Here is a 23,109-nt window from a genome sequence, read left to right as displayed (position 1 = left end):
CTGTCCAACCATGCTCTTAATTCGGCGGCGCTGGTAAAGACGTTTACGCCAGTATCAGTAACGGTTACAGCGGCACTGGTCTTTGGAGTGTAGCTATCCGCGCTTACGGTTACGGTATAGCTTCCCGCCTGAGTCGGCGTAAACGTGTTGGGGTTTGTCGTTGAAGCTGTTCCGACATTGCTTCCGTCTTTTTTCCATTGGAAGGTTACCGTTTCCGTCCCGCTGTAGGTTGCGGTTAGTTCCGTGTTAATTGTAACAGGACCAGTTGGGCTGATTGTGATGACTCCTGAAAGCTCTGTGTCTGCCAGTAAATCACACGCCGTTGTTGTAAACCCAATTACTGCCGTCACGGCAATAATCCCCACTATCCTTAAAATAGCTTTTATTTTAATTATATTATTCATCTAAAAAACCTCCTTTTTTGATGAAATTTGAGAATTTTGATCAAAATATGTAATTTTTTGACATATATAAAGCAATATAACACAATAGTGAGTATTTTTCATGTTCATTGTGAGTAAATTACTACTTTTTTAAATAGGTTTCTAGTATAAAAACTTGCCATAAATCTTATTCGAAAGATTTCACACTAAGAACACAAAGGTACAAAGATCACAAAGGGGGAAAGGGTGGTTTTTGTCCGAAGGCTATGCGTGGGCTTTCACTATAAGATAACGGACAGAAACCCCTGATTCCTCTTTGTGCTCTTCTCTTACTTTGTGTTCTTTGTGTGAAATATCTTGGGGAAAATTTTAATTAGTCCTAACCGTCTGCCTTATTTGACTGTCACTAAAGCCATCAATCAACTTGACTATTTCCAACCAGTGATTGGCTTCTCTTTCAGACGTGTATGGCCCCAAGCGCACACGATACCAAATTTTTCCGTTAATCTCACGGTTTTCTACAATAGAGGTAATGCCCTTGGTGGCGAGCGTTTCTCGGGCGTCTTCTGCTCTTACTTGCGCGGAAAAGGCGCCTGTTTGTACCCAAAAGTCATTTATTGTTTTAACGGATGCGGACGGTTTTACAACTGCTGATGATTTTGTCTTGGCTGTAGTTGTATTTGTGGTTTTCGGCACGGCAGTTTGAGCGGCGGGTTTTACCGCCGGTGCAGGTTCCGTCGTTTTAACTGTAGCGACCACAGGACGCTCGTTGCTTTTCTTTGTTTCGCTAATTTGCGCAATATCAGGAACGGCTGCCGTGGTTGGGCTTGGTATTGTGATTGTCAGATTGTCGCCGTCTTTTTTGTCAACCTCGGTACTGACAACTGCGGGTTGAGAGGGCGTAGTCTGGGAAGAAACATCGTCCTGTTGGGTTAATTGTACTCTTCCGCTTGAATAAGGAACCGCAGTGGAAAATTGAGCTTCCTGTGTTTTTGGCGTTAGAATGATAATACCGACGGTAATGGTTACCAGTAAAAAAACTCCGACAGATACGGCAACTAACAGTAATTTTTTCTTTTCTTTGTCCATAATTAATTAATCCTCTCTATAAACTTGTCAATCCGGCGTTTAAGCCTTCGGGAACCGGAAAATCCCGAGTTCTCTACCTTATAAATTTCGGCTTTTATTGATAAATATTGAGTTTTAAAATCCCTTTGGCTGGCTATCCTTTTTAGTATCTCCCCCCAGGGAAGCCTGTCCCGCTTTTTGGCTCTAAATAGCCGCGTCAATAATGGGGCTGTCACCAGTATTAAAATGTCAAGTTTATGAAAAGCCGAAGAACGGTGGAGCAGGGCGGCGTTTATTACACAATGCTTATTTTGAGTGCTGATCCATTCGTCCGTAAGCTTGTTTGCAGCTGGGTGAACGATATTTTCAAGAGTGGCTAGTTTTTCAGGCTGTCCAAAAACACGCCGCCCTAAAAGCCTTCTGTCTAAAGAACCGTCTGTTTTTTTCAAGTCTGTGCCAAATTGGGCAAAAATAGCGTCTTTTTCGTTTTCCAGTACCTGATAGCCAAGTTTATCCACATCCAGAACAGGAAGCCCCCGCGCTTCAAGCATGGCGGCAATATGGTTTTTTCCGGCGCAGTAAGTGCCGGTAAGCCCGATAATCATACCTATCCTATAATCGGCATTATTGACATGGCTAAATACGCGTTTTTATGCTATAATTAATAGATATGAAATCAAAATATTTAATTTTTACCATTTTGTTTATATTAATCGGGTCTGGCTCGCTTATCTTTGGTTTAATGTCATGCCAGTCGGTAAATAATGAAAAAACCCAAGATGTTAAGGAAAATAAAGATACTAAGGATACTAAGGGAAATAATGACAGTAAAGATAAAACGGCATCTGCAGTTTTACCTAGTCCCAGAGGGCAGGTAGCCTCATTTTTAATTCCTGAAACCAACTCTGATAAAGGCGTACAAAAATCGTTGAATAAGAGATCCCATCAAATTCTTGATATTTGGGCGGCCGTGAAGGCGATGAATGGCGTTATTAATGTTTTACAATCCGCTCAAGTTAAAGGTAATTATTTTATAGAAGCGTCTGTAAATCCTATTGAATTTCTTGCTCCGATTGATGATGCTTTCAAAAAACTATCAGGAATGTTCTTGGGGGCGTATTCCGTTATAGTTTTTCAAAAAATGCTGCTGTCCCTTTCCGCTTTTTTAATTTTTATTTTGATAATTCCAATCTGCGCATTAGTAACTATTGTAATACTATGGACGTACAAAGACAGGACTAAAATATACAGGATAGTTATAACGTCCGTTTTAATCACCTTGATAATTCCGTTTGCCATACCGTTTTCCGTTGATACGTCATCGCTTTTGGGAAATAAAATATTGGCTAAAAATATCAATACCCTTGTCGCGACGATAGAAGAAAACGGAAAAACGGCAAGCTCCATGGAAGATGACATTGTACGTTCACGAAGGACTGGAAATTCAATTATTAGGTATATGGACAGAGTTAAAACATTAAGCGAAACAATAATTGAAAACGCGATCAATTACTATATAATTTTCCTGTTCATATTTATTATCATTCCGATTCTGACGTTGCTGGTAATTTTTTTCCTGACCAGATATGTCGCAAGACTGATTTTAGGGAAAAAATAATAGAAGTTTTGGCGTTTAATTACTCCGCAAAATAAGCCGAAAATGAATCAGAGGTATATACTTTGCAGGTCTTCTCTGATTTTAAAGAAAAATTTTCCGCAGATGGGTACTTTAAATTCCGTACAATAGCCGTTTTATCGGCGGTTTTTTTAGGTTTTTGCGGTCTTTGGCTGGGTTTTTCACTCGTTTCAGCCTTGTTTGGGGTTCATTTTTTCCCTATTATGCCGGGAAGATTTTTTGCCCGTTCTTTTGGAATACTTTCAATGCTTATCCCGTTGTACTTATTTTATGCCGCTTTTATTTTGGCTGATCATAAATGGCGGCCTGATAGGGTATTTATTTTAGGCGGCGCTATTATTCCGTTTTTAACTCTTACCATCGGTTATGTGTTTATCCGCGATTTTGATCTCCGCTCAATGCAATCCGCGTTTTTGAATTTTATTGGAAAAACAGGCTTTAGTCTTTTTATTATTACCGTTACTGTAATTGAAGCGTTGATTTTACAGATACTGAAAAGCATGCTTTTCTTTAAAGAAAACAAAATGAAGCGCCGCCGCGTGGATTTGCTTCCACCGCCCACAGAGCAGGAAAGTGTTAATGTAAATGAAAACGCCGTTACTCCCACCACGGAGAATTTTTACCCTGTGGTACCTTATGAAAATAATATACAGAAACCACAAACTGACTCTCAAACAGAAAATATAGAAGCGGATGAAAATACTAATAATATAGAAGATATTGAAGAAGCAGACATTGATGAGGAAATTGAAATTGAAGATGACGATATTGATGCCGTAACACGCGCGTTGGAAGAGGCGGAGGCCGCCGCGGCTGTTCATGCGGAACAGGTGCGTAATAAAGGCAAACATTTAAATAATCTTCGTCATAAAAAATACATGGTTCCCGTGGATATACTTAACGAATACCCGGACGGCGAATATTGGATTATTGATCAGGCTACGCGGGACGCGGCTATCGCGTTAAAAGAGACTCTTAACGAATTTAATATTCAGGCTGAAGTTACAGGCATAAGAAAAGGGCCTGTTATAACCATGTTCGAGATACTTCCCGCTCCCGGCGTGAAGCTTTCAAAAATTGTCGGCTTGCAGGACAATATAGCCCTGCGCCTAGCCGCCGCTTCCGTGCGTATTGTCGCCCCGATTCCCGGAAAGCACGCCGTAGGCATCGAAGTTCCCAACGCTAAACGTAACATTGTCTCTTTTAAAGAAATTATCGAAGGCGAACTTCAGCGTACAGAGAAAAAAATGGAAATTCCCGTCGTTATGGGAAAAGATATTACGGGAGAGGCGCAGACTGTTGACCTTGTTCAAATGCCGCATCTTTTAATCGCGGGCGCTACTGGTTCGGGAAAGTCAGTCTGCGTAAACGCGATTATACTTTCTATTTTGTACCAGCTTCATCCGGCGGAGTGCAGGCTTTTGCTTATTGACCCGAAAATTGTTGAATTGAAATTGTACAATGACATCCCCCATTTGTTGACGCCGGTAATTACCGATTCCAAGAAAGCGTTTCAAGCGCTTCAATACTGCATTTATGAAATGGAAAGGCGTTACGCCTGCCTTGATTCGATGGGAGTGCGCGACATTCGCAGTTACAATAAACGCGTAAAAGAAAAAAACATCGCTCAGGAGCACATGCCCTATATCGTCGTGGTAATTGACGAATACGCCGATTTAATGACGACTACCGGAAAGGAACTTGAGTCCACAGTAGCGAGGCTTGCCGCGATGAGCCGCGCAGTAGGGATTCATCTTGTGCTTGCGACCCAGCGCCCTTCAATCGATGTAATTACGGGGCTTATCAAGGCAAACATTCCAAGCCGTATCGCGTTCATGGTAGCTAGTAAGACGGACAGCAGAATTATAATCGACATGATTGGGGCTGAAAAACTTTTAGGCAAAGGCGATATGCTTTATTCGGGCGTTGTCGATCCTTTCCCGATTCGTATGCAGGGCGCGTTTATTTCCGAAGAAGAAGTGGAAGCTGTTGTTGAATATGTAAAATCATTCGGGGAGCCGGAATACATAGACGATGAAATTTTCTATGAAGAAGAAGAGGAAGAGGCGGGCGCCTCCCTGTTTTCTGACGGCGATGATCCATTATACGAAAAAGCACTGGAAATAGTTTATCAGCAGGGCAAAGCAAGCGCCAGCTACATTCAACGCAGGCTGAAAATAGGCTTTAACCGCGCCGCAAGAATTGTTGACGAGATGGAACATAACGGGGTAGTCGGTCCCGCGCACGGAAGCAAACCAAGAGAACTGATAAGGGCGATGGGAGCGTAATAGCGCATTACTCGCTGTTTGGTTTAATTTTTAGCAATTTAACATTTGTTTTATCCATCACCGTTAAATAAATATGCTCTCCGTTAAAAGCAAATCTGGCAGGTAGATTACTATTGTCCTTACGCAATCCCAGATGATTTATAATTATTACTTGCAGTCTTTTTTGAAGGTTGTCAATATCGCATTTTTCCAACCCTACCTCACGGATATCGTGGATATAACAACCGCGCCATAACATTGAACCGTGTATGGCAACCTGAAATTTGTAATTTGACCAATCTAAGACGAACCCTTTTTTTGTTTCTTGAAAAATAAACGACTGCGTTTCCGCGTCAAAGCGAAAAAAATAAAACATGGATTCATTGTTATCGCTCTTTCTAAACCAGTAAAGTCCGTTTTCTTTGTCAAAGCCCATAAAGGTTAATACTTTTGAATCTAATGAAATCTGAAGTTCTTCTGCGGCATCGGCTATTTCAAACTCGCCTGTTTCTAAATCAATGTATAAAATATACGGGCGATAGAAATTGAAAAACGAACTGCTGTTTTGATCCAATAAATCAAGCGTGCTATTATAAAGCATTATTGCAAAATCATCTGTAACAATAAACCCTCCATACTGACGAGCGTTGATAACAATTCTGTTAACATATATAGATTTTTCTTTAAAATCCATTTCTACGGTTTTTATATATTCCAAAGTGTTTTTATCATATATATGAATAAAACTAGATGTTTTAATGTAAACATAATCGCCATGAACAGCAATGTCATGCACATTATCTATTACGTCATTTTTTGTATAAAATGTGACTTCGCCATACTTACTCATCCATTTAACCTCAAAACTTTCTGTAATATCCCTGCTTAATATCAGTTCCGCTCCCGCAGAATTTGGATCGTATTTATAGTAATCATCGTTGTTAATGTCATCATTTGGATTACAGCTAATTAATAATATGAATATTATTGGTAGTGTATATTTAATCATTGTATAGTCCATGTAATGCAGATTTTAGGTGTTCAGTTAATGATTTTCCATGCGGCAAATATCTATATGCAGAAATACAAATAATATGAACCTGTTGCTTAACATCTTCTTTATTCTTTATAAAAGGATAAGTTGAATCAGTTGTCATATAAGATGAACCTATTTCGGTGGAAACTATTATTATTACGTCTATGTTAGTATTAGTAAGACCATTACTATCGTTTATATATATTGGGCTGCCAAAAAAGCTTGTTTGTATTATTTTTTTAATTTGTTCTATATCACCATAAGGATTGGCATAATTAATTCCACATATATTGTAACTATTATATTTATCTTCAAGAGATATAGTTTGCAATGCTAATATGTTAATTTCATCCCAATTTGTTTTTATATTTGAATTTTGTATTTCCATCATTAAATTATCTCTTACATCAGAAATAAAAAGACTTACAGAAGAACTACTATAGCCATCTGCTATAAAAAGAATATTAATTGATTTATTAGTAAAATTTGAATAATTCTTAGTATTTTTAGATAAATTATCCCATTCTGCATTATAATTAAATAACATAGAAAGATATCTGTTTTCATAAAAAGTCTGCTCATTAAAAAATTTAAAATCAATTATGCCATTATAATATGCTGAACCATATAAGTCATATTTTAAAACTATATCATTTCTAGTATTAGTTTTTAATGTTAGTGTTTTAAAAGCATTATCCCCAGGTATTTCTGCAGATTCATGATAATTAAATTTATATACTTCTTGTCCAAAAAATCTTTCATCTTTAATAAATAATCTGGTAAAAGAATAATCATATAGATTAAATGCATAAACGCTTTTTGTTTCTCCATTAATTTCGTGAGTATCTTCTTTGACTTTATTTAAATTTACTTTATATGTATAATCTGTGTCTAGTTGGCTTCTGCTTGCAAATTCCAAAGTGTTTTTAATTACATTTAAATTTAAACCTTCACTTAATATAAATTCGTATGGGTAGAATATCTCGGTGATTTTGAATTCAAACATATTTATTAATGAAGTATCAAAACCGTCTTTTAAAATAAAATTATTTGTTCCGCCAATAATTACATCTTTAATATTGAATGTAATATATTCTTTTGATGGAGTAAATGGCGGCGCAGTGCAACCGGAAAAACATAAATTAAACAAAACAAAATAAAAAATAACATTAAAATATTTTATCTTCATATACTGCTCCTTTTATCTGTTTATTATCTTTGTGTCCATTAGGATTGCGCCTTTTTTAAATTGCATATCTAATGTGCTTGATCCGTCCAGAACAAAAACCTCTATAATCATAAAATCACCATTTACAATACTTGGCGGAATTTCATGTATAGTCGTATATGTATTGGTAAAAGTAATTAGATTTGAAAATACTGTTACTTTTGGCTCTTTAGCGTATGCTTCGTAGGCTATTGCGAAAAAATCCTCTCCATCATCAGAAGCTGTTCTGTTTTTATTTCTTACTAAAACATGAACAAAATAACCATGCGATGCGTTTGGATGCGAATCCCATGTAATGACCGGTCTATTGTTAGTAAAATTGTCATGTTGCATTTGTATATTCAATCTACGAGGAAAAGTGATAGTAAATTCCTGACCAGTCATATCTTTATTGATTTTAAAAATATCCGGTTTTTGCCAAGGGTTTTGAGTTGATTCCGAAAAATGCGAATCTGTCATCATCAATGGAACAAGACGGCTTGCAAAGAAACCCGATTCCAAATTAAGATTTGAAGGATCATCGAAAAGATATGATATTATCTGTATTCGAGTACTGCTGCCTTGAATGGAACTGTTAAGCGCTGTTACATTTAAGGTTATTCTGCTCCCTTCAAAGGCGCTTAAGTATGTCAATGGAGGCATTCCTGTATCTATAAATTGAATCTCTGTTATTACATTCTTGCCGTTTTTTGAACCATTAGGGTAATCAATGTTAAGCGTAAATTCGGTAGCCGATACGCCGTCAGAAAAATTGAATTCATCTACGCGGTAAAGGTTGCATTTTAAGCCGTTGGTGTCTATCGCTATTATGCTGTCTATTGACCATTGTTTTACAGGAAGGACAATCTCATTTGGAAGTTTTTTCATTACTCCTTTAAGCTCCCTTCTACTAAGACCAGGGGCGCTAAGGGAAAGATTTGTTATTCTAAGTTCTTTTTTGCTTGAGTTGTAAACATAATTTGCATAAAGCGTGTAATCGGGATAATCGGAAATACGAAGGCGGGCAGTATTATCAGAATACATTTGAAATAAGGTTTCACATGCGCCAAGATCATCGTCAATTTCAAATTTGCCCCTGAATATGCCGATGATCTCAGCATCGTTTGAAATTCGTAGTACAGGCTTAAGCATCCAACCCTGTCCCTTATTCCAGTGAACGGATTCCGAAGCTACAAAATCAATTATTAGTCTGAATAATTTCCCTCTAGGTATTACAAACGGTCCTTTTAACTTTAGCCCTGACTGACTTCCACTGGGTATTTTAATATGGTAAACTTCACCATCTACCTTTATAGTCGAATTGTCTTTTAATACCAGTCGCAGTTCTTTGTAAGTACCAGGCTCTACAGATACATTGGAAAGGACAACGGGGTCGCTTCTTGAGATGGATAATAATTCCATCTGCCGCTCTTCCTGCAATAAAGTAATATGCTTGTCATTCTCATCAATAATAACAATTTTCTCTACAGTTATATTTAACTCTTGTACATTATGGTCTTCCATTTTGAAAGGAGCGTCATGCATAGCCACAACCAAGCGCGTATCGCCATCAGGTGAATCTTCTAATTCGTTGTTATTGTTATTAGTATTAACCTGCTCTGTAGGTAATTTGCATGTTGTTATTATTAAACTTGAAGCAGTAGCAAGAAACAAACCAGCAAGAATAATAAGGAACATATTTTTATTATTAATGTTACTCATAAAACCTCCATAAACTAATTGAAAAGCAACGGAGTATTCTTTTCTTCAATAATATACTAACTACGGCAAAGTTGTCAACATAATTATCACTTTTTATTAATAATAGTGTTAATTATTTTTTTTAGCGTATTTTCTTCTGAAATCTCAAAACAGTAATCTCCAAGTTTTTCGATTCTGCGGACTAAATCAATGAAAAGCAATTCGGCTTTTACGTTGCCGCCCGCTTCGATGCGCTTGCGCCCAATTTTTTGCAATTTCTTGCGGTCTCTGTCGATTTTATTTTCCAGTTCAATGGCGCGTTGTTTATATTCCGACGACGGGTTACGCCCAAGCTGGATTTTAAGCAAGTTTAAAAATTCTTCAACTTGTCCGACATAGGGGATAAGCTCGTCCATTTCCTTGTCTTTAAGCAGGTAATTCTTGCCAATGCCTTTTTCCAGCAGGCGGCTGATGCTGTAACATTCATCGCTCATTGATTCAAGCATAGAAATTACCTGCATAAGGTATGAAATACGGGCTTCGGTTTTTGGATTGAGTTTTACGCGGGAACATTCAATTAAAAAGCCGCTTAGTATTTCCCGCATTTCATCGATGTATTCCTCTTTTTTTATTAACTCCGCGCATAACTCAACCGTGTTCTCTTTGTCATTGCCGCCATCTTCATGCAAACCGCGCAATACCGTACAAAAGCGGGAATACATAAACGAGACAATTCCCGCCATGTCGCTGATTTCTTTTTCCGCGCGAAGGATATTGAGTTCAGGCGATTGGGCATTACCTGCTGACAGATACGCGAATTTGTAGTGTTCGCTTTTTTCTTCTTGTTTCTTGTCGGGAATAATTATAGAGATCAATTTTGCGTACTGTTTTACAAATGGTAAAAATATAATAGTATTAATTACGTTAAATAAAGTATGAAGCCCCGCCAGATGAACAGGTATTGAAGTGTTGCCGGGACCGGCGGCCGTTGGGTCTCCCGGAAAAATAAAATCAACCAGATTAAGCAATGGGATTAAGAACGGAAGCGCCCAGATAAGTCCTAATACGTTAAACAAAACATGGGCAAGAGCGGCGCGTTTTGATTCGGTATTTCCGGCTATGCCGGCAAGAACCGCGTTAATGGTTGTCCCTACATTGGAACCTAACACCATACCTGCCGCCATTTCGTAAGTAATGACATCCTGAAATGCCAGCGTCATTATCAATGTTACCGCTGCGGAAGATGAGTTAATGATTATGGTCATCACCAATCCCACGCCCACACCGATTAATATCGCGGTGACTCTGTTGTCCCTGATGGCCCCGATTTTGGTAAAATCAAAAATTTCATTTGAATTGGCTATTCCGTTGGAAAGGAAATATAGGCCGAGAAACAAGAAACCGAATCCAACAAGCAAATCGCCGATATGTTTGTATTTCCATTTTATTACGCTGAGAATAAAACCAATGCCTATTGCCGGCAAAGCCAAAGTGTCGATGCTTATTTTAAATCCAACAAGGGAGATTATCCATCCCGTTACTGTGGTTCCTATATTTGTTCCGAATAATACTCCGATAAACTGGGTAAGGGTTAAAAGTCCCGCGTTTACAAAAGATATTACAATGACTGTAAACGCCGATGAAGACTGGATAATCGCGGTAACCGCAAAGCCGGTCAGCACTCCGATAAAACGGTTGCCGGTCATGAAATTCAACGTTTTCCGCATACGCTCGCCGGCGCTTTTTTGAAGTCCGTCGCTCATCATTTTCATGCCAAACAGGAACATGCAAAGTCCGCCGGTCATACGCAGTAAAAGTGTTAAAATAGACATGTATACATATTATAGGAAAAATGAATTATCTTCAAGGTGCCGATGCCGTTAAGTTTCTCTTTCGGCTTGAATGTGACAGTTTATGCGAATAGGCAATATTTAATTATTTTCTCATTTGATAGAAGTGGAGGTTTGGATTTTCATTTTCTTCTATTTTTCTAAGGCCGTCAGTAATCCAATTTATTAGTATGGTTATTCTATAATTCATGCTTGTAGTAAGATTTATTCTATTTGCGACAAAGCTGGGTATATAAAGTCCTGACATACTGTAGATAAGAACGCCCTCTTTTACAGGTTCAAGGTAAATTATCGCTATAAATTTTTCAGCTTTCATAATTCTAAATATAGAATAAGAAACGTCCCTAAAGTTGGTCAAACTATAGGTAAGGCCATACAGGCTTATGGTTATTTCTCCTCTAAGATAAAAGTCTCCCATAGAATGGTCTACTAAACGGAGATACATTGTTTCTGAATAGGGGAGCGTATCCGAAAACGGAGGATCGGAAATTGGTTTTCTTACCTGTGCGCTTTCAAGACGAGTTGTATCAGTAAAAAGTTTATATTCTCTTTCTCTTATGAGAATAATTTGATCTTGTATGTTTTTAATTCTTCCTAACGCATTGTAAATATCCAGTATATCAAGTTCTCTTTTGATATATGGCACCACTACAAGAGCCTCAATAAGATGGGAAGGTTTTTTTGACATGACTTTGCTGAGGAGATTAACCCCCGAATTCGGATCGGGAACTAATCTCGGAGAATCGTTTTTCTCGAAAGCAAATCTCAACCCAATATCGCTCATAACGTATTTTTTTTGAATTTGCGATAAGTTTGGAAAAATTTCATCAAAAGAACGAGTCTCAAAGGAGGGAACTTGAAAGACGAGCGTAGGGGCTTCAAAAAAAATTGAATCGTCGAAATCATCATCGTCATAAACAAGCTCGTCACTTAATGGAGAGTCTTTACTATGCGGCGTCTCTTCATCAGGAGAGAGCGCTTCATTAATGGCGGTTTCTTCCTCACCGGGAAGAGGTTCCGCCCAGAGCGGGGCTATAAATAGCAAAATAAAAAGACACAGATTGATAATTTTTTTTGTTGAGTCCATACATTATTATAACAAAAAAAACAATAAATGGATACTGATCAAATACAAATATCTCACACGAAGATCACGAAGGAAGAGAAGATCACAAAAGGGGAGTGAAAACCAATTAGCAATGAAAAATGAGCAATTAGCAATGTTGTTGTTTGTGGGTACGGTCTTGGCAAGCCGCTATGCTTGCTAACTTCGCTCATTGCTAATTGCTAATTGCTCATTGTCCAATGATTCCTCTTTGTGTTCTTTGTGTGAAGTCTTTCGATTAATTCTTAAAAAACTCTCTTGCAAACTCCGTCTTTGGCGCTGAGAGTAATTCCTTTCCCGTGGCGGTTTCTACGATGCGCCCTTCCGTCATAAGAGCGACTTTGTCTCCCAGCATTAGGGCTTCTTCGCGGTCATGGGTGATAAAAATGCAGGGGGCTTTTGAATGGGAGCGAATTTCAAGAAAATCGCGGCGAAGGTCTTTTCGCAGGGGCGCGTCCAAACTTGAAAAAGGCTCGTCCAATAAAAGCAGACGAGGATTGGACGCAAGGGCGCGCGCAATTGCGACCCGCTGGCGCTCTCCGCCCGAGAGAGTGTCGATGCGCCGCGTCGCATAGCCTTGAAGGCGGACGATTTCCAAAGTTTTATCGACAACAAGGCGGCGTTCTTTTTTGGGGACTCCTCGGATAAAGAGGCCGTAGGCGATATTTCCGCCAACGTCAAGGTGGGGGAACAGCGCCAAGTCCTGAAAAACTACGGAAATATTTCGCTTCCACGCGGGCAGGCTGGTAATGTCCTCGCCGTCAATGATCACGCTTCCAGATTCCGGCTCAATAAGGCCTGCGATAAGGTTAAGCGTAGTAGTCTTGCCGCAGCCGGAAGGGCCGACAAGCGCAAGCGTTTCTCCCGTCTCAACGGATAAATCTAGCGATACGGAAAAGTCACCGTAAGATCTTTTTAGCGCTTTAACTTCAAGCATATTTTTCCCTCCCTGTTTCAGAGAGCAGAAAGCAGGCGGCACAACAAAGTATCAACAGCGTTCCAGCGGCGCATGCTGTTCCGTAACGGTAGGCTGCTACGGCGCGGTAGATATACAGGGGCAAAGTTTCCCATCCTTCCATGCCAAGCATCATCACAGCGTTTAATTCTCCAAGACTGAGCGCCGCGGCGAAACCCCACGCCGAGCGCACGCGTGACAGCGAAAGGGGCAGGGCAGTTGTTAAAAGCCCACGCAGGGGATCCGCGCCCAAGACCGCAGCCGCGTTCAGCGTGTTGGCGGGAAGTGAGCGGAAGCCTTCGGAAATAAAATTAAAAGCAAACGGCATCGCGCTGACTCCGTGAAGTATGATCAGCGCAAGTGGAGAGCGGGAAAAGTTTCTTCCATAGAGAATGAGCCAGCCCAATCCCAAAACAATGCCCGATGATATTACAGGTGCGGCAGCAAAAAAACGGATAAGGTTCGCGAGAAGGGAAGTTTCTCTGTTGTTTGTTTCAAGGAGTTTTACCGCGCCCGCCGCGAAGATAGCGAGGATACAGGCAATTGTCGCGGAAGAGAAAGCTAAAATAAGCGAGCGGCCAAGCGTGGGAAGGCAGGTGTCGCCAAGATTGCCCCACCAACGGAGACTGAAAACTTGCGCGGTAGCGCGTGAAGATCTGTATAAGAATGATTCCAACGGAATGGAAAGAAGCGGGCCAAGAACAAAAAAAGCGATAATGATAAAGTATGCGATCATAACAATCCATGAGGCGGCAGATTTTTTTCCCGTTTCCGCATACTCAAGAATATTTGTTTTTATCGACATTGATTTTTTCCCGACAAAAACATAAGTCAGAAAAACGCAAGCCCCGATTAAGGTTTCGATTAACGCGAGAAATCCCGCGTTACCGTAATTTAAAAAAATCCGCGCATAACGGTAAATTTCTACAGCAAGAGTAGTGGTAGCAGGTCCGCCCCCCAGCACAAGCACTACCGCAAAACTTGTGAAGCAGTACATAAACACCAAAAAACTTGCGGCTAAAATACTGGGAACGGTAAGCGGCAAAATCACAGTTAGAATGGTTTTTAAAGGAGATGCTCCAAGGCTTGCCGCCGCAGGAGCGTAGGCTCGCCGCGCCCTTGCGATTCCGTCCCCGGCAAGGCGTATCACAATCGGGAAATTGAAAAAACCATGGGCGAGAATGACAGCTAACGGTCTGTAGAGTATCCTTAGCGGTTGTGCGCCTGAGACAGGCAAAGTTAGATAAAGACGGTTTACCCAGCCTGAGTTTCCGAAAAAAAGCACGAAGCCCAACACGACCAAAATTGACGGCATTGCGAAAGGGATCGCGGTTAATGTTCTTAGAAACGGAGTAAAACGGGAACGGCTGTTCCCTATGAACCACGCGCCGGGAAGCCCCAGAGCCAGTGAAACAAGCACGCTTAAAAAAGCCTGCTTAAAAGTAAACAGGGTTATGTTGAGGAGAGTTGTATTTCCAAAGACGGATATTTCCCCGCCTGTAAGTCCGCTAACAGCGGGGGCGAAACTAGCGGTATATGGAAAAATAAAAGAAAATGCCGCCGCCAGTACGGGCGGAAGAGCCAGAAGGCAGACGGCAGTTTTCTTTGTCATTAGTTTTGTCCGCCGCTTATCATCAGCGCCGCCCATTCGTTAAGCTCTGCCTCGGAAACAGGGCCGGGTAAAAGAGGCTTATCGCTCTTAGGATTTATCCTGAAAGAATCAGGCAGTGGAAGATCAATTACCGTGTACATCCAGTTTGTTAATGGAATGATATTTTGAAAATCCGGGCTTATCATAAAATCAAGAAACGCCTTTGCGTTGTCCTTGTTTTTTGCGCTTTTCAAAAGCCCAGCGGCTTCAATTTGCATCGCGTGGCCGTCCGTGAAAATAGCGGCCTGGTAGCGTTCAGTTTCTTCATACTCAAGATGGTATCCCGGGCTTGTGGTGTACGAGAGAACCATCGGCGCTTCTCCGCTTGTAAAAAGCCCGTAAGCGGTACTCCACCCGTCTGCGATAGTCAGTATCGACGGTTGAAGCCGCCGCCAGTAATCCTGCCACCCCGCGCCGTAAATCTCCTTTACCCACGTGAAGAAGCCAAGCCCAGGCGACGATGTGCGCGGATCAATCAGGATTAGTTTTTGTTTGTATTGCGGGGACGTTAAGTCTTCAAGAGACTGCGGCGGGGCAACCGCTTGCGAGTCGTAGACAATGGCGAAGTAACTGTAATCGAATGGCGTTATGCGAAATTCCGTATCTAAAACAAGCTCTTTTAAAATTTTTTCGGCTCCTTTTGGACGGTACGCCTCAAGAAGCCCAGAATTTAATACGCGCGGGGCAAGATTTTGATCAATGCCAAGTATTATGTCCACGTTTGAATTGTTTCCCTCCTGTATCAGTCTTGAAACAATTTCCCCAGCGTCGCCGTGGCTTATCCACGTTATTTTTACTCCTGTTTTTTCCGCAAAAACCTTTGAAACATCGGGACCCGGCCCCCACTCCGAGTTGAAAGAGTCATAAGTCCAGATTACAAGATCGGCGCTTTTTTCTTTTTTACAACTTGCAAGCCCCGCCAATAGCAAGACGGCAAACGTCATGCAGAGTACGATGCGCTCCACATGGATGATTCTTCCGGTTCTGTTTTTTTTCTTCATAGTACACTCCTAAAATATTTCATACAAACCGGATTTGAGTGTTACCCATGTACTTTGAACAAAGATCAGCAAATTAATTGCAGTCCTTTGTTTTGCGAACCTATAGGTTCAATTGTTCCCTACGCCGGCATTATCCGGATCAGGTTCAACGGGTTTAATCTCAGGCATTGTGTTTTGGTTCAAAACAAAACAGGCAACCACCCCGGTTAGATATGTTGTTTAAATATATAATTTGAAATGAGAAAAGTGTCAAGTTATATTGTTGACGCTATAAAAAAATGCAACCGTTGATATGATTCACTTGACACTTAGCCCGGTCTGGGCTAAGTTTATAGTATGAGCAATACTATGGCTGAGATAAGAACAATCCCCATTCATGAGGCAAAATCTAACCTGTCCAAACTGGTAAAACGGGCGGCGGCAGGGGAAACCATCTATATTGGAGCCTATGGCAAACCGGAAGCGATTATTACGGCGGTCGATTCCGCAAAAATGCGGGCGGAATTGCGGAAACAGGCTTTTGGCTGCATGAAAGGAAAAATGGAACTCCCTGAAGGCTGGGATGATCCGTTGCCGGATGACATAATCGAGTTATTTTACAACATGAAAGGTTTTGAGGAGTTTGAAAAAAAATGAATAGATTTCTAATGGATACCAATATTTTGTTGTGGTATTTTTTGGGTTCCGACCGAATTGATTCTATAAAAGGATTAATTGGATCTGAAGTAACAGATATATTTTTTAGTCCTGTCTCTTTATGGGAGATTGCAATTAAAATAAAAAGCGGCAAGCTGAACCTTAATATAAAGGAACTCTATGCCCATGCCAAAAAACACAATTTTGTTGAACTGCCCCTGACAGGTGATTGTCTAAAAGCATATTTAGAATTGCCCAATATCCATAAAGACCCGTTTGACCATATTATGTTGGCGCAGGCTCTCACTTTTCCAATGCGCCTTATAACAGGCGATTCTTTGTTAGCGGATTATTCTTCGTTGGTAATGGTGATTTAGATTTTAATTGCGAAAACTTCACACACGCTCAATGAACGCATGGCATAGCCGTGTAGATCATTAATGCCGCACAGCGTAGCACCAATAAATGCCGCTGTCTGTAATAAAAGCAAGGCGGTCTTTAGGCCGCCGTCAGTGCGCAAAGAACACAAAGGGAGAGAAGGGGGGTGTTGTCCAAAAACGTTTATTGGCCTTTATGTGCCGTATTTCTGCTACATTTTAACAATATATTCCTACGCTTATTCCATCACCTATTGGAAATAATTTTATCCCCCCTGTTTTTTTATCAAATTCATTAATTGCCTGTTTTACACCTTTATAATTTTCACTGAAATAATCATGAACTACAATTATACCGCTTTTAACCATCCTTGGATAAAAATATTCCAATCCCGCTAATATCGGCTGATATAAATCAAAATCAAGATTAACAAAACAAAAAATTTCTTCCAATCCGCCTGTTGTTTCAGGAAAATACCCTTTTTTAATGATTGCTTTTTCAGGATATGGTAATTTTTTTATCACCAACTCCACGCTGGTTTCCATAAAATGATTTTGTTCCCTGCTCTCCGAAAAACTGTTTTTTTCTTCTTTTTCCATATCCCTTTCATCAAATCCCTCAAAGGTATCAAAAAGATATAATTTTTTATCGGGAAAAACACGGTTAATTTCACAGGAAAAATTGCCACGGTAAACTCCGCCTTCAGCTACAGCGCCTTCAACATTTTTCTCAGCAAACATTTCACCGAGTTTTTCAAGAAAGGTAATCCGCCCTTTTGTTGGAATGAGAGCGTAATCGAGGATTATCCTATCACGGCTAATTCCCATTTTCATTAATTGTTCGGGAATTTCCTTAAATCCTCCAATAGATGCCACAATAACAGCGTCAAAATTCCCTTCCAATATTTTTTCAGGATTATATACCGTCAATCCTGTTGCTAATTTTTTATTCCACAATTTTGAATTATTGTCCAAAAAGCCAAGAATATTAAAATCATTGTTTTTATTTGCGACGATATTGTCTCCAATATCGCCGTAACCGAAGATATACACCTTATTAGCCATAACAGCCCCAAAACGTATTTACGCAATTTTCTGATCAATTTCAGAAAAAATGGTACACAACAATCCTATAAAAGATTATTTAACCTTAAATAATCCTTAATAATTTAAAAAACTATAACCGCATAAAGCGGTATAAAATAAACTAATAGATGTTTGTAGTTTTGTCAATATATTAGCTAGTATTTTCTATGACTGAAAGCGATTTAAGAGCCATTTTTGGTGAAAATCTGAAGTTTATGAGTTTTTAAAACCTCCGCATGTCCCCGAAGATGAGATGTCAGAGTTCATCAAATCCTACACCGAAAAAGCCGCCTCCGCCGCTTCCGAGGCAGTTGTCCGTTCTCTTGAGGAACTTCGTAAACAGTATGTAGACTAATTATCTGGTACTTAAAACATTTTTCCATTGTCCATTATCATTTTTTCAGATATGATAAATTAATGACTTCTGAGCAACGCCGTCTGAACGCAGAAAAGTCTTTTGCCCTTGCCTCTGCCCTTTTCCCCAGCGAAGAATGGATACCTAAAGAAAATAATATTTGGAATTACGGGCTATTATAGGAAAAAGATAAAAAAATACCCGGTCTTTACGTGACCGGGATAACGGCGAAAGAGGCTTTTCGGACTAATCCGCTGCCGCCTCCTCCAGTGGCAGGTTCCTTTTCAGGAACACTTACAATATAGTACTTTTTGGCTAAATTGTCAACATATATATATACAGTGATAAAACAAAAAATAAACGCAGAACTAAAAAAAATAGTTCCTGTAAAAAAAATCGCCTAGTGTGCTGTAAGAAACAGACAACAAAATATTACATTTTTATTGTGGTACAACAGAGAGCGACGCCATTTCTTCGCAGAACAGCGAAAAAACATACAATGCGCTTTGACCATAAAGCCCGGTACTGTCGTCGGCGTAACATTTGCCGATATGTGACTCATAAAACATTTTTAGAGCCTCGTTCTCCGTGCAGTTAAATTGTTCCATAATAAGCGGAATAATTGTTTTAAGCGTAATCGCCCTAATTGTTCCATGTCCCATAGTTACTCCAAATTTACGGATTCGGTAAATTCAAGATACGTTAGAGATTTTTCCGTACAAAAACAATATTGGTTATTTGAAGGCATAAAAATAAGTTTTTGAAGCGCAAAATCAAAAGACATAAGTCCGTCTACAACAGCTTGAACGGTCTCACCAACATCGTCATTGGCAATTTTTCCGTGTACAATATCAAAACCATGCGCATACTGAGGATTTTTGCGGCAGTTAATTACCAGTTCAAGCCATTCTATTGAGTAATCTTTGAATATTTTTAATTTGAGATCACTTTGGGCGCGATCTATATCAAATTCATAAATGTTCAGTATGGCGTTCCGCTTTCTGATCCGCCCTTGCCTCATCGCCCATTTTTCTGCCTGACTGCGCATATCCGTACAATAAAAACCAGTGCCAAAGTCTCTGCCTGTAGACTGAGGCTTAATTATCTGCTTTTTAATAATATCAGTGCCGCCATGATAAAGAATCATAAACCACCGTTTTCCATAATTTGGTCAATGTCGCCAATTACATAATCGAATCCGTGCCCGTGCAACAGTTCATAATCCTCATCAAGCATTTTAAGTATGCCGTTGTTCTCAAAGAGAGCGTACACCTCATTACTCGGTATGGATTTGCGATCTGCATATAATTCTATGCAGAAAGTTTTGAACGACAGACGGCTCATGATTACAGTATTATGCCTATGTTATATTAAGTCAACCACAAAAAGCATTCGTATTTTTAGTCCGCGCCTGTCTGGCGTTTTGCGTAGCCTAGCCGCCGTTAGGCGGCGTACTTCTACATATCTGTTATGTGCCGTAAAATCTGCGGCTCAAATGGATACAGAAATAATCATTAATTAAAAATCATCATAAATAATCACACTAGGCGGAGAAGTAATACTAAGGGCACTAGCCTTAAATTTAGCAAAGTTTTTTTTACGCCCAGAGCCAAAACCAGTTCGTCCATTTGTATAATAAACCTTAATACCGCAATAAGCTAGATGATCATTAGGATAGGAATTAAATCCAGATACTTTGTAGTATTCAGAAACCTGCCAAGATGTAAGGTTTACTGTTTCAGTTCTTAATACAGGGTCATTCTGTTTATTGCCGTTGATGAAATCAATTTGTGTAATGATCCAAGTTGTATTATTAGTATTATTTTCGACTGCGATCTCAAATGAGTAACCTTTATCTGCAAATAACTCGCATCCCGTCAAGAAAAATCCAAATACCATTACCAGTATTCCCAACCAGATTTTTTTGTTTGCCATTTTATTCTCCTTCACATTGGCAACCAATGTTTTATGTGTATAAATTCATAAAATCTTTATTTTGGATTATTTAAAAAAATAATTTACCCAGAATTTCAGATTTTATGGCACATAACATCTTATAAAAGATTATTAATCTTAAATAATCCCTAATAACTTAAAAAACTACAATAACTTAAAGGGACTATTATCATACGATATTAGTTATTTGTAGTTTTGTCAATATATTAGCTAGTATTTTCTATGACTGAAAGCGATTTAAGAGCCATTTTTGGTGAAAACTTGAAAAAATATCGGACTTTCAAAGGCTTATCACAGGCAAAATTAGCGGAAATTCTTGATATTTCTCCCAATTTTATCAGCGAAATTGAAACCGGTAAACGTTGGGTATCTTCCGACACGCTTGTAAATTTTGCGGAGGTCCTCAGCGTTGAAGTTTATGAGTTTTTAAAACCACCGCATGTCCCCGAAGATGAGTTGTCAGAGTTCATCAAATCCTACACCGAAAAAGCCGCCTGTGTCGCTTCCGAGGCAGTTGTCCGCTCTCTTGAGGAACTTCGTAAACAGTATGTAGACTAATACTTGATAACAATTAAATATTTACCACGAACCACACTAACACCGTGAACTTTTTATATGATTACCAAAAAAATATCTTGTTTATAGAACCTGATATTTTATAATAAGATCACAAAGAGTAGAGAAGGGGTTTTTGTCCGAAAGCGTTAATTTATAGTTTCACGACTTACTGTTTTTTCCATGTGCCCTTAAAATCGGGTTCAGGGGGAACATTACTAATTACGATATCGTCATTAACGATTTTTATAGGTAATTTTACCGTTTTGCCTAAATGTGCACTCTGGGAAAGAAGGTTAACAAATGTATATGTATCACCGGATACGTCTGTAAGAAAAAATTGATATACAATTCCACCTTCTTTCATTGAGATGTATTTTGAATTAATGGTCATTATATTGCTTAAATTTTTCTTTTTCCATGCTCCTTCAAATATCGCAGGTATTGTTAAGGGGACACAATACTTCCAATCAGAAAATAAACCGGGTAAATAATATACACCCGCTTTTTTGCCATTTTTGTTATAAAGGCTTGTAAACCCGTTGTCACTACCTTCAATAAGTTTTCCATCTTTGTTGTAATACCTATATGAATGTAGAAACGCATTCTCTGCAATAGCCACATTTTCCCTTATGTTAATTATGTCTGTTGTCTTGAGAGAAGTATCATCGTGCAGCCAAAATGCCTTATCGCCGATGGATACAATACTGTTGGGGATAGTTAACGTATGTATTTTAATATTCTTAAAAGCTTCTTGACCGATAAACGCAACAGGGTCGCCCCAAATAGTATCTGGAATAACGAAGTTTTCTATGCTTTTAACACTATTTGTAAAACCTTGTATCGTTCCTTTTGAAAATTTGTATCTGTTATTCGCGTCAAATGCGTTCTTGGAGATTGCCCTTATTTGCAGAGCTCCGTTTCTGGCCGCAGTCTCTGCGTCTACTCCGTCTACGGTGGCAATTCTTATGGTCATACTGTCGGTTATGTCATTCGCGTTGACATTTTGAAAATTCAGGGATTTTCTGTCGTCAGCGTTAACATTAATCGTGGGACGGCCGCTGTTTCTGTTTATTCCCCATGAACCCCCTGTTTGTAAAGTCTGTCTGCCGATCACTTTGTTCTGGTTATTCAACAGCTCGAAAACAACGGAATAGTTACGGCTCCGTCCCGCAAAATTCAGGTTGGTAACGCCTTGGCGGGGCCAGTTGCCCAGTCCCCAAACATCTTTTCTTTTAGTGGCGTCAAGGCCGTCGTATACCGCCTGCAATGTGCGCTCTATCGAAAGCGTCCAAATGCCGCTGCCATGCAAGAGCGTCTCTATTCCTCCCATGGTAACGGTTTCTTTTTGATAATTAATTTCTCCAATCTGTTTTATGTCGCCCGTATAAAACAAAGTATAGGGCATGGATTCCGTCCGGTTGAAGCTGTCAAGATACTGTTCCGTTTCCGTAAGCCGCGCCACCCAATCTTTTCGCCACTGTATGTCGTTGCGGATATTGTCGCCGATGTTCCCGCTTGAAATATTGGCGTTTAATATCGAAGAGCGGTTGGCCGCTTCCAATAGGGAAGGATCAAAAGACGCGGCTTGAAAATAGTAACTGAGCGCCGCAACTTCGGTTCCCTGTTTTTGGGCGGTAATTCCTTTTGCAAGAGTCGTCTGGGCGTTTACATGGTTATCCTTCGCCGCTCCGGTAAGTTCTTCCCGCGCCCGTGCGGTAAGCATTACTCCCATTTTTTCAAGCAGATCAAGCGAGGCCCGCCGTATGCCGGTCAGGTTGTCCAGTTCCGCGAAGGTAAGCGTCCCCGAATATGAGGCAGTCGTCATCTTATCGGAAGATTTAGTGATTTGCATTTGCAGGGCGTAGCCTGTTGACGTTCTGGTTATGCTTCCGCCCATAATATGTGTTGTAGGCGTTAAGTGTCCTAAATCCAGTCCGGCTTTTGCGTTGTCGTCATAATACCCTGATAATAATTCGGCATACTGATTGTCAAGGCGCTCACGATCAAGTACGGATATTGCTGAAAAACCTGAAAAGTTACTGACAAATTCTCCCTGTACCAATGTGGGCAGATAACCTTGATTTTCCGCAAGCCCAGTTGCTTTAGGAGTAAGAATGGCAATGCTTATGTTTTTTCCGCCGTCTCCTGTAAAATAAGGAGAAACCGGAGCTTGAGGTTGTGATGTCTGAGATGCCGTTTTCTTTTGTTGCGCCTGCAATTGTTGCGGCGTTCCAAAACTTAACATGAAGGATAACGTTAAAAAAATTACAATACTAAAAGG

General features: G+C 39.9%; 22 protein-coding genes and 1 riboswitch. Of the genes, 5 read left to right on the top strand and 17 right to left on the bottom strand.

Features of this window, described 5'->3' with window-relative positions; translation table 11 throughout:
- The 3 genes from ACYVRH_RS05005 to coaE all read right to left on the bottom strand — a co-directional run.
- A partial coding sequence (locus ACYVRH_RS05005; RefSeq protein WP_461255833.1) for a hypothetical protein occupies positions 1-404 on the bottom strand: 404 nt, incomplete at its 3' end.
- Between the two features lie 348 nt (positions 405-752).
- Entirely contained in the window at positions 753-1,472 is a 720-nt protein-coding gene (locus tag ACYVRH_RS05000) for an SPOR domain-containing protein (RefSeq protein ID WP_461255832.1), read from the bottom strand.
- Positions 1,473-1,474: 2 nt separating this feature from the next.
- Positions 1,475-2,056 (bottom strand): dephospho-CoA kinase, encoded by a 582-nt coding sequence (gene coaE / locus ACYVRH_RS04995; RefSeq protein ID WP_461255831.1) that lies wholly within the window; start codon positions 2,054-2,056, stop codon positions 1,475-1,477.
- Positions 2,057-2,121: 65 nt separating this feature from the next.
- Here coaE and ACYVRH_RS04990 point away from each other — a divergent pair, with 65 nt between their 5' ends.
- Positions 2,122-3,069 carry a hypothetical protein gene (locus ACYVRH_RS04990; RefSeq protein WP_461255830.1) on the top strand — a complete coding sequence of 316 codons (948 nt, stop codon included), beginning with the start codon at positions 2,122-2,124 and terminating at the stop codon, positions 3,067-3,069.
- A gap of 62 nt (positions 3,070-3,131) precedes the next feature.
- Entirely contained in the window at positions 3,132-5,375 is a 2,244-nt protein-coding gene (locus ACYVRH_RS04985) for a DNA translocase FtsK (RefSeq protein ID WP_461255829.1), read from the top strand.
- Between the two features lie 7 nt (positions 5,376-5,382).
- On the opposite strand, the gene ACYVRH_RS04980 is transcribed toward ACYVRH_RS04985, so the two are convergent.
- The 8 genes from ACYVRH_RS04980 to ACYVRH_RS04945 form a co-directional block, all read right to left on the bottom strand.
- Positions 5,383-6,363, bottom strand: coding sequence for a hypothetical protein (locus tag ACYVRH_RS04980; protein WP_461255828.1), 981 nt, complete (start codon positions 6,361-6,363; stop codon positions 5,383-5,385).
- A complete protein-coding gene (locus tag ACYVRH_RS04975) occupies positions 6,356-7,579 on the bottom strand; it encodes a hypothetical protein (protein WP_461255827.1) in 1,224 nt (407 codons plus the stop codon). Before ACYVRH_RS04975 ends, ACYVRH_RS04980 begins: the two co-directional genes overlap by 8 nt.
- A 12-nt stretch (positions 7,580-7,591) precedes the next feature.
- A complete protein-coding gene (locus ACYVRH_RS04970) occupies positions 7,592-9,319 on the bottom strand; it encodes a DUF4382 domain-containing protein (RefSeq protein ID WP_461255826.1) in 1,728 nt (575 codons plus the stop codon).
- Between the two features lie 86 nt (positions 9,320-9,405).
- On the bottom strand, positions 9,406-11,130 hold the full coding sequence (locus tag ACYVRH_RS04965; protein WP_461255825.1) for a Na/Pi cotransporter family protein: 1,725 nt from the start codon (positions 11,128-11,130) through the stop codon (positions 9,406-9,408).
- Between the two features lie 103 nt (positions 11,131-11,233).
- Complete coding sequence (locus tag ACYVRH_RS04960; protein WP_461255824.1) at positions 11,234-12,235, bottom strand: DUF6675 family protein; 1,002 nt, start codon at positions 12,233-12,235, stop codon at positions 11,234-11,236.
- A gap of 256 nt (positions 12,236-12,491) precedes the next feature.
- Positions 12,492-13,190: an ABC transporter ATP-binding protein gene (locus ACYVRH_RS04955; protein ID WP_461255823.1), complete on the bottom strand. Its 699-nt coding sequence runs from the start codon at positions 13,188-13,190 to the stop codon at positions 12,492-12,494.
- Positions 13,183-14,856: an ABC transporter permease gene (locus ACYVRH_RS04950; protein WP_461255822.1), complete on the bottom strand. Its 1,674-nt coding sequence runs from the start codon at positions 14,854-14,856 to the stop codon at positions 13,183-13,185. Before ACYVRH_RS04950 ends, ACYVRH_RS04955 begins: the two co-directional genes overlap by 8 nt.
- Positions 14,820-15,860 (bottom strand): thiamine ABC transporter substrate-binding protein, encoded by a 1,041-nt coding sequence (locus ACYVRH_RS04945; protein WP_461255821.1) that lies wholly within the window; start codon positions 15,858-15,860, stop codon positions 14,820-14,822. The genes ACYVRH_RS04950 and ACYVRH_RS04945 overlap by 37 nt, the downstream gene beginning before the upstream one ends.
- 97 nt (positions 15,861-15,957) lie before the next feature.
- A riboswitch (TPP riboswitch) is annotated at positions 15,958-16,075 on the bottom strand.
- A gap of 133 nt (positions 16,076-16,208) precedes the next feature.
- Between ACYVRH_RS04945 and ACYVRH_RS04940 the strand changes: the two genes are divergently transcribed.
- Both ACYVRH_RS04940 and ACYVRH_RS04935 read left to right on the top strand, forming a co-directional pair.
- Complete coding sequence (locus ACYVRH_RS04940; RefSeq protein ID WP_461255820.1) at positions 16,209-16,496, top strand: type II toxin-antitoxin system Phd/YefM family antitoxin; 288 nt, start codon at positions 16,209-16,211, stop codon at positions 16,494-16,496.
- Positions 16,493-16,873, top strand: a complete 381-nt coding sequence (locus ACYVRH_RS04935) for a type II toxin-antitoxin system VapC family toxin (protein WP_461255819.1) — start codon at positions 16,493-16,495, stop codon at positions 16,871-16,873. Before ACYVRH_RS04940 ends, ACYVRH_RS04935 begins: the two co-directional genes overlap by 4 nt.
- Before the next feature lie 219 nt (positions 16,874-17,092).
- Here the strand turns inward: ACYVRH_RS04935 and ACYVRH_RS04930 are convergent, their stop codons facing one another.
- The 5 genes from ACYVRH_RS04930 to ACYVRH_RS04910 form a co-directional block, all read right to left on the bottom strand.
- Positions 17,093-17,938 (bottom strand): TylF/MycF/NovP-related O-methyltransferase, encoded by an 846-nt coding sequence (locus tag ACYVRH_RS04930; RefSeq protein WP_461255818.1) that lies wholly within the window; start codon positions 17,936-17,938, stop codon positions 17,093-17,095.
- Positions 17,939-18,754: 816 nt separating this feature from the next.
- Positions 18,755-18,976 carry a hypothetical protein gene (locus ACYVRH_RS04925; RefSeq protein ID WP_461255817.1) on the bottom strand — a complete coding sequence of 74 codons (222 nt, stop codon included), beginning with the start codon at positions 18,974-18,976 and terminating at the stop codon, positions 18,755-18,757.
- Between the two features lie 2 nt (positions 18,977-18,978).
- The gene (locus ACYVRH_RS04920; protein WP_461255816.1) at positions 18,979-19,461 is read right to left on the bottom strand and encodes a DUF3990 domain-containing protein; all 483 of its coding nucleotides are present in this window, start codon (positions 19,459-19,461) and stop codon (positions 18,979-18,981) included.
- Entirely contained in the window at positions 19,458-19,658 is a 201-nt protein-coding gene (locus tag ACYVRH_RS04915) for a DUF3791 domain-containing protein (RefSeq protein ID WP_461255815.1), read from the bottom strand. The genes ACYVRH_RS04920 and ACYVRH_RS04915 overlap by 4 nt, the downstream gene beginning before the upstream one ends.
- Positions 19,659-19,832: 174 nt before the next feature.
- Entirely contained in the window at positions 19,833-20,249 is a 417-nt protein-coding gene (locus ACYVRH_RS04910; protein ID WP_461255814.1) for a hypothetical protein, read from the bottom strand.
- Positions 20,250-20,492: 243 nt separating this feature from the next.
- Between ACYVRH_RS04910 and ACYVRH_RS04905 the strand changes: the two genes are divergently transcribed.
- On the top strand, positions 20,493-20,828 hold the full coding sequence (locus ACYVRH_RS04905; protein WP_461255813.1) for a helix-turn-helix domain-containing protein: 336 nt from the start codon (positions 20,493-20,495) through the stop codon (positions 20,826-20,828).
- A gap of 166 nt (positions 20,829-20,994) precedes the next feature.
- Here the strand turns inward: ACYVRH_RS04905 and ACYVRH_RS04900 are convergent.
- The coding region (locus ACYVRH_RS04900; protein WP_461255812.1) for a leucine-rich repeat domain-containing protein at positions 20,995-23,109 on the bottom strand (2,115 nt) is incomplete at its 5' end.

The sequence above is a fragment of the Treponema sp. R80B11-R83G3 genome, assembly GCF_054786115.1.
Note: the sequence above shows the minus strand (reverse complement) of the source record. Positions and strands in the feature narration are given on the sequence as shown.